The following is a 7,749-nucleotide window of genomic DNA, read 5'->3' as shown; positions in this document are numbered from 1 at the left end:
GGTTCTGTGCCAAATAGAACATTAAGTTGAAGATGAAAGCTCATAGCTATTCTGATTTTCCTAGAATAGCCTTTCCAACCAAGAAACTGGCCACCTCTTCTGTGGCCTGCCCCTCACCTCAAGCCAGACTCATCCGCGATCTGCTGACCGGCGTGAAATCGCCCGTGTTCTGAAAATCAACCGCAAAACCATCGTGCGGAAAGTTCGCCCCGAGTGTGAGGTTGAGTTTGATGATTTGGAGACCTTTGAGCGCACCAAGTGCAAGCCACTTTCGGTGACATTGATGGTGGAATACTCCACACGAAGAATACTGGGTTTTGAAGTGGCGCAGATGCCGGCTAAAGGCAGAATTGCCGCGTACTCGAGGAAAAAGTAGGGTCCCCGCAAGGGCTTCCGCCCCCAAATCTAGGGTGTACGACGAAAAAGACCGACCAGGAGGCTGGCTGCCACACGGTGAGGGGCCAGCTTGGATTCTGTCAGCTACTTCTTATTAATCGACATAAACAGCACCATACTTTTGCGGTTGAAGGAACGGAAAGCACAAATGCGATCCGAATGATTCAAAGATATTTGACGGTTCTTACTCATGCTACTATCGTTCAAGTGCCGTACCAATATTTGATCGTAGGACATATCGTAACCTGTAATACCTTTAAATGGCGACTTCAGAATCGCGCCTTTACAAATATTGCTTAATGCTCTTTGATCATTGAACGCCAGGGCCTGCACACACAACTGGGCATGTAAGTACGAAGATTCGTCAAATTCGCTCTGTGGCGACATCACCCCCGCGCTTGTCATTGGGTAGCGATCCGCATGTTTGGAATAGTACATATAGAAACCCAAAGTCGATGTCGGATTGGTGATCAGATCCCAATCATCTTTCAGTAGATCCAACAGTAGACGCCGAGAAGAGTCCACAATTGTACTCATTTTCCCGGTTCGCCCGTCTCGCACTCTTCTCAGCGTTGCGATATTAGCAATAATACTGTCTTTCAGAAGGCCTTCCAAGGCCTCCAGATTCCCTTTATTGATTTTCAATGCAATATTCAAGTCAGACTGAATATTTGCAGGATTCCCGTTGTACATTTGCAGCATTCGATCCAATGCGGACATCCCTGCCTGAATAAAAATATCTTTTTGCTTTGCCGTGAATTTTTCTTCAGTCTTTAAAAGCTGAATGTAGTCTTGATAAACTTCGTCCTAGCGGCCTCGTTGTCCATTCCAGATGCCTTCGATACAACACGTAAAGTGGACGTCTCGGTTATTTCCCAAAAACAGCAGATCAGCTCTTTGAAAGCTTCAAAAACAAGGCTGAAATTCCTTTTGGATTTCCAGTCGACGGATGCTACGCCCGAGCAACAGCGAGTAGTCGCCAACTCCAGTTCATACTAAAAAACCAGGGTTTCCCCTGGTTTTTTACTTTCCACTTTATTCTTTTTACTTGCGCCCGAAACTGACTGGACCACTTGGAGAATAGATACTTGTCGCCGAAGGGGTGCAATTCGCAATCGGCCGCCCAAAGGGAATTGACCTTTGGAGTTTTATGCCGGATACGGTTTCTTCCACGTAAAAATTGACGGTTGTATTGATGGGAAATCTAAGAGTGTAGTGGGAGCAGTAGTATTCCGCTGACATCTGAGGTAACTTTGTCAGCGTCACGGTCTGCGACAAGCCATTCTGGGTGATGGTGGAACCTTCACTGCTATAAACCCAATTGGACCTGCTCTGACAATCATTCGTGCCTGCAATCTCGGTACAATATGTCAGAATGCCATTAGCAGGAATCTTCGTTACAAGGAAGTTGAACAAGGTTCCAGGAACCAGCCACGCTGTGGCGGTCGGCACTTTATAGTCAAAGACCTCTGCCGTCTGCCCATATGTGTCGCTATCTGGAGCTGCAAGTCGCTTTGCAGTCAGAAGTATCTGTGGTTCATCACTGCGAATAACCACCGTATTTTCTACAGTCGCAATCCGCACTCCCTGACCTGGGGGCACAAAAACCTTTAAACTTCGTGCGGTGGCATCATGAAGTTGAACCTTCAGTGCCATATCATAGGCAAATTTCATCTCAAAGTTCCAAGTTCTGTTCGCTGGCTTATAGACCATATTCTTATAGCGAGAAAACGCATAAGAGGTCTTTTTATCTTCCGGAAGATCCGGTCGTTCCGGATCTTTGTAAGCCACACCAAGGCAATGATCCGAATACGAAGCCGAGTAACGACCTGCAAGCGCAGCCTGGTATTCTGCCGCACTTCCTGGTGGGCAATCAACAGTCTCTGCCATAAGTAAAATCAAATTTGCTTTGTTTGCACCCAACCCATAAGCCCGGGCATAAACTGTCTGCCCAGGCTTAAAGATAGATTGCGCAGGCCCATTCGGCGCGGCCGAAAGAACCAAACGAGGTGTAATAATATCTTCTTGTTCTTGTTGCTTATGCGTGACTGAAGCCGGCGCAGCACCCACATTATAGGTGTCATTTTCAACTCTGACTGGTGGTACAATTTCTTCCACCTTTGCAGAAGCCAGCTCATTCATTGCAGCGAACTCTGGATTAGAACAGTTTTGAAAAAGCACCGTCGTTGCGATCCCAGCGACGACCAACCCACAGAAAGGCAAATAGCGTTTCTTCAATTTCATAAAGCACTCCCCTTATGGAACCTCTATCGGCGACCAAAGTCCGTAACTGAAGGTCCACCTTAGGTATTCTGTGTTCTGGAGAAAAAAGAATGATGTGAATCACAATACACGCGTTCTATTTTACTCAGGACAATAAGTCACGATGCTGCTATCGAATTTTAAGGCTGCAAAGGCAGAGTAAGTTAAGGGGCCAGATCAGACCCTTTATGGGCACCTTTTGTCTACACACTATGCGTTCTGCAAATATAGAACACCCTCAACGAATCTGAGTCTGGAACTTAAATTGCTCTTACAATCTCTCGAAACCATACGCCCTTGACAGTCCGAGAATACCAATTCCCGGACTGTCAAGGGCGTAAAAGCAAAGTGAAAAAGGGATTCCTTATGAAAAATATTTTCACAATTTTGACCCTATTGATCGTTAGTTCCACAACATTTGCCGACAGCGTTAGCTACTCTGCTGACCAAGAACACAAACTGGTTACATTGGCGACTCTTCAACCAGGACAAACGCTATCTATTGACCCTCAGTTTACTCCGTTTATTAGTAATGAGCTAATTCTTACCATCGACGGAAAGAAAGTATACAGCTTTTCAATTGATGGCTCCAATTACTACAATCGCCATTTCTTGCTGAACACAAAGCAAAACCTCGAGCATGATTTGGAAGTCCTCTCTTCCAAGTGTGGCGAAAACCCCATTTATATCGTCGGAAAGGTAATTGGCTGGTATACATCATTATTTCACCATCACACTCAGCTAGTCATTCATCCGCCGTCGGTTGGAGCAATCTGCAGTGTTCCGTAGAATTCTTACGGCAAACCTATCCGTACTGCCGAAAAAAGAAGGACACTTTTAGATCCAAACTTCTTTACTCCCAGTACGGATTCATTAAGATATCGCCATTGATCAAAGTTCTCTGGAAGTTCCAATAAAGCTTCGGTAAAAAGACAGCCTAGACAAAGGAGACCTTCCGTGAAATTACTCTCTCTTCTATTTATTTCATCCATAACTCTTCCGCAAACAACTTTTGCAGCCACTCAATGTAAAGGCATATCGCTGGATCATAATTTTAGCATCACGCAACGCCAAAATAATGTTGAGGTGGTTTTGGATGACGAAAATCCCCTTCAGTATGAAGACCTCGATCATCCCAAAGAGGGCACTTTAGAAATATCAGGGAGCACACGTACACTGGTGATCGTCTCAAATACAAGTGTTGATGAATTTCTGAAGAAGCGGGTTTTAAAAAAGAAATTAGCCGTCAGCATGATCGCCGGCCGTGCCGAATTCGATGGCGATCAAGATATGTGGCTTTCATATGCCAATTCATTTTACTCCTCATTGAAATGCCAATAGACTTAAATTCCCTGACCAGCTCAAGTGTCAGATTTACTTGGGACTTAAAGTATCTTAGACTTAACATTATGAACTATCTTAATTCAATTATTCGATCTCCGCTTTCAGTTAAGCTGCTTTTTGCAATCTATACTTATTCACTGTATAAATATGGTTCTCAACTTTTACGACCTGAGGTAATAGAAAAATTAGGATATTCGTCTATATTGATTTCTTTGGGATTAAGCATTGTATTGATAGCTTTGATTGTTCTTAAAGTGTGGTGGTGTTGGATAGCCGGTATCGGTGAATGCATCTATTTTGCTGTAATGTCAGCCTACGTATTGACAAAAGGAAATCAGATTATTTCTTCTGCCACAGAATCGGTACCGCAGAATCCTGCCTCATCGGAATTGACTCCTGAACAACTGAAGATAGTAATGAGTATTGGCTTCTACGGAGGTCTCAGTGGGTTATTGCAGGAGGCCTCATAACAGCTACTCTATGGTATAAATCGAGATTCTATTTCCAATCTAAGCCCGGTCTGAACTAAGATACTTGTGAATTAGACAATATCTTTATCGAAAGAAACTGCTTTAAAGAATCAGTTCCTTTTTAATTTGAATATTCTAGCGTAAATAAAACAGATGTATCCCTCGATACGACCTAAAAATTATGCATAAGAGAGAAGTATAAATCTTCAAGCCCTCCAGCTTGAATATTGCAGCCCCTACTACCAAAGCTTGGACTCAATAGACAGATAAACGAATACTCCGCGCTCATGCTCCACTGCGGAAGGCCCCAGTCCCAACAGGGCTCCCACCCCAGGAACGACCTCAGTCTCTTCACCAACATCAAATGCCGTGCGAATGCCCGGAACCACATAATAGGTCTGCTCGGTGTCCTTAGCGTCCTGGGAAACGACCACTTCATTGCCGTTCATGACGAACTCACACAAAAGATTTGTTTTTGGGGTCATGTTGTACACAACGCTGGTACCGAAATTATATCCAAAAATCGTTGCTGTCTCGCCAGCAGGATTTTGAGCATCCGGTGTGAATGTAAATCCCGCATTCCAATGATTGGTCCATCGATCATTTACGGTGATGGATACTGCCTGATTGAACTGAAGACCTGCCACCCCATTGCCGAAACCTTTTTTATAGTCTCCGGTTGGAACGATCAGGGTCAATCGCGGAGTCATGGCTATCAAATCCGTGTTCAGCATTTGATAGCGATAGTTCAAAAGTACATCCCCAATACTGGTTTGATCATCAACTCCGTTCAGCTTCATAACCGGAATCACATAGGAAAACTGGTGAGTCTGATCCGTGATTGGAATCTCGTTGGTAAAATTATAAGTCCATTCATGGGAAGGATCCATATACTGATAAGACTGGATGAACTGCACCACACCCGGATCCTGATTGTAGGCTTCTTCAATCAAAAATGAATTGTCTTTAACGACCTCAGCAGCTTGAACGGTCCACAACGGCGCCGTGAAGGCCAAAGCAACCGCGGCATTTCTAAATAATGACATGAGCCCCCCCTTTTTTAACGAAAAATAAAAAAAGAGCCCCGGTGGAACGACACCGGGGCTCGGAGAAAACGATGTCCCGATCAAGGACACGTAAACAGTTAACTATTCATAACCTCTGTTCCGCAGTATTCAAAGTCAATTTCTAATAGCATCCCTATGCTTCTCACTATTTTGTTCTGATAAATACAAAACACGCTCGTTTCACGCGATCATTCAGATCTCCGGACGCACCGAACCTTCAACTCTTGCATCCCCTTGGAATAGGAGTTCAGGCTATTGTCGAGAAAATGACCCACATATACAATAGTGGTGTTATCCATCATCGTCCAATAGAAAGGATTGATGCCGTCATACTCAAATCCGCCTAACAAATCCTGCTTTTTCATCAATATCGTGATCATCTCCAGCGGAGCCGGTAGATACCAATCTGTATAACCTGCATAATTCATATTTTCACAATACTGGGCCGCTTCGGCCGTCGCATAACTTGCTATTAAAGCAGACCCTGCCTTGCCATCATAAAACGTCATTGGTGATGATGGTGATATCTGTGCATCGACTTCCGGAGAAGCCGTCGCCCAAGATTTCAGAACCGTGTCCATTCCCCCAGCGCAAACCGGATTCGCAGAGTCTGTACAACCACCTGGCGTTGTGAAATACTGATAACCTCTGTAGGTGCCTGCATAAATCTGTTTCATGCCCCCGGTATTATCAGCAGTCCAACATTCTTGGCCAACTACACATTCTTCAGACTGATTGACGACTTTCCAGGTCGCTCCCAGCTTCATGAGTGTGATATTTTGTAAGTTTCCAGCTTTCATTTCCAAGCTGCTTCTTCCTCCGACGAACTTATCTGAACCGTTAGGGGCAATAGTCAAATTTCTTTTTACCTCTCGTGAAATCAGCACAGTAAAACCATTTGAAACAGCACTTAAAGCCGGAAGAGAAATACTTCCATTGTCATCATGGGTATAATAAAATCCCTTGCCACTATCCGTTGCTTGAATCCCATAGGAGGCCGTCGAGATATTCACTGCCGTCGAAATACCATTGGCTGGAAGTTGTTGCCAGCTTCCGTCGCCTCTTAAGTAAGTCGCATTGTCTGCCATCCCAATTCCTAACTGAGAAGCTGGTACTCTGGTATTCCCATCTAACGTGGCAATACCATTAGCGGCACCTTTTTGCGCTGTGATCCGTGCATCCACATCTGTGTTAAATCCTGAAATATCTGAGCTTGCCAAGGCCGAACAACCAAAACCTGTCGTCCCCGTCCACTTCAGAACATGCCCCACTGTGGTGCAATAAAAATCCATGATCGTCGTTCCAGTCCCCGTATCCGTCGCCAAAAGACGATTAGGGCCAGAGGAACCAGGGCTCGCCACCACTTTAGAGAGGGCATTGACAGCACCACTAGAGATCGTTGTCGATGCTGAGCCCGCTGAGGATGTGACATCCCCACTCAGTGCAGGCATACGGGCAGCAGCAAGCGTACCTGTGACATCTGAAGAGGCTAAGTTCACGCTGTTTTTAGCAGCCAAGTCACCCAAGCCTGTAATGTCAGTTAAACCAATAAGCGCAGCAGCCCAAGTCCCTGAATTGTATCTTAAGAATTTGCCATCCCCAACACCTGCATTGGTCACCGCCATACCCTTAATTTTTTCCACACTGGTCGAAGACTGAGAGCCCGTCACATCGCCTGCCAGTGAACCACTAAATCCACTACCTGCTTGCGCCACAGTCACCCAAATTGATCCATCATAACGATAAATTTTCTGTTCATCTGTTGCGACATACATTTGTCCTGCGACTGGAGAAGCTGGTTTGTTACTATCTAGTCCAGCTGAAATCGAAATGATATTTGAAGAATTATCCATTCCTATATTTTGAATGGCTTTGGTTATACGAGAATCATTTCCCGCAGCAACCGTACCAGGTCCCGTCCCTATATTTAAGGACGCTGCTGTGCCAAGAGCCGCCCAAGCACCATCTCCTCGAAGATAAGTGGTGCCATTTGCCGTTCCCGAAGGACTCATGGTGGCTACCGGCCCCAAACCACTAATATCAGTGGCCGATAAAGTTACATCTCCGTCTCGACCTGCCACACTCGTCACAGTGCTGCCACCTGCAGGCAAGGCCGCCCATGTTCCGTCACCACGAAGATAGGTCGTATTATTTGCTGCGCCAGAAGGACTCATGACTGCTAGCGATCCAAGCCCTAAATTTACTCTGGC

At 45.3% G+C, this 7,749-nt stretch carries 7 protein-coding genes and 1 pseudogene; 4 read left to right on the top strand and 4 right to left on the bottom strand.

Annotated features, from left to right (window positions below):
• Positions 1-480: 480 nt before the first annotated feature.
• The gene (locus tag AC04MQ_RS19225) at positions 481-1,116 is read right to left on the bottom strand and encodes a hypothetical protein (RefSeq protein WP_475392890.1); all 636 of its coding nucleotides are present in this window, start codon (positions 1,114-1,116) and stop codon (positions 481-483) included.
• Between the two features lie 179 nt (positions 1,117-1,295).
• Between AC04MQ_RS19225 and AC04MQ_RS19220 the strand changes: the two are divergent.
• Positions 1,296-1,460 (top strand): annotated as a pseudogene (locus tag AC04MQ_RS19220) (hypothetical protein); the annotation flags it as partial.
• On the opposite strand, the gene AC04MQ_RS19215 reads toward AC04MQ_RS19220, so the two are convergent.
• Positions 1,441-2,640 carry a hypothetical protein gene (locus tag AC04MQ_RS19215; RefSeq protein ID WP_475392889.1) on the bottom strand — a complete coding sequence of 400 codons (1,200 nt, stop codon included), beginning with the start codon at positions 2,638-2,640 and terminating at the stop codon, positions 1,441-1,443. The pseudogene AC04MQ_RS19220 and the gene AC04MQ_RS19215 overlap by 20 nt on opposite strands.
• A 384-nt stretch (positions 2,641-3,024) precedes the next feature.
• Here AC04MQ_RS19215 and AC04MQ_RS19210 point away from each other — a divergent pair, with 384 nt between their 5' ends.
• The 3 genes from AC04MQ_RS19210 to AC04MQ_RS19200 all read left to right on the top strand — a co-directional run bounded on the left by AC04MQ_RS19210 (position 3,025) and on the right by AC04MQ_RS19200 (position 4,472).
• Entirely contained in the window at positions 3,025-3,447 is a 423-nt protein-coding gene (locus AC04MQ_RS19210) for a hypothetical protein (protein ID WP_475392888.1), read from the top strand.
• A gap of 168 nt (positions 3,448-3,615) precedes the next feature.
• Entirely contained in the window at positions 3,616-3,999 is a 384-nt protein-coding gene (locus AC04MQ_RS19205) for a hypothetical protein (protein WP_475392887.1), read from the top strand.
• Between the two features lie 68 nt (positions 4,000-4,067).
• A complete protein-coding gene (locus AC04MQ_RS19200) occupies positions 4,068-4,472 on the top strand; it encodes a hypothetical protein (RefSeq protein ID WP_475392886.1) in 405 nt (134 codons plus the stop codon).
• A 239-nt stretch (positions 4,473-4,711) separates the two neighbouring features.
• Here the strand turns inward: AC04MQ_RS19200 and AC04MQ_RS19195 are convergent, their stop codons facing one another.
• Positions 4,712-5,518 (bottom strand): transporter, encoded by an 807-nt coding sequence (locus tag AC04MQ_RS19195; RefSeq protein ID WP_475392885.1) that lies wholly within the window; start codon positions 5,516-5,518, stop codon positions 4,712-4,714.
• A 209-nt stretch (positions 5,519-5,727) separates the two neighbouring features.
• Positions 5,728-7,749, bottom strand: a 2,022-nt coding sequence (locus tag AC04MQ_RS19190) for an Lcl C-terminal domain-containing protein (RefSeq protein ID WP_475392884.1), incomplete at its 5' end; no start/stop codon positions are given.

It is taken from the genome of Bdellovibrio sp. MYbb2 (genome assembly GCF_056175685.1).
The sequence above is the reverse complement of the archived record's forward strand: the minus strand, read 5'-3'. Positions and strand labels throughout refer to the sequence as shown.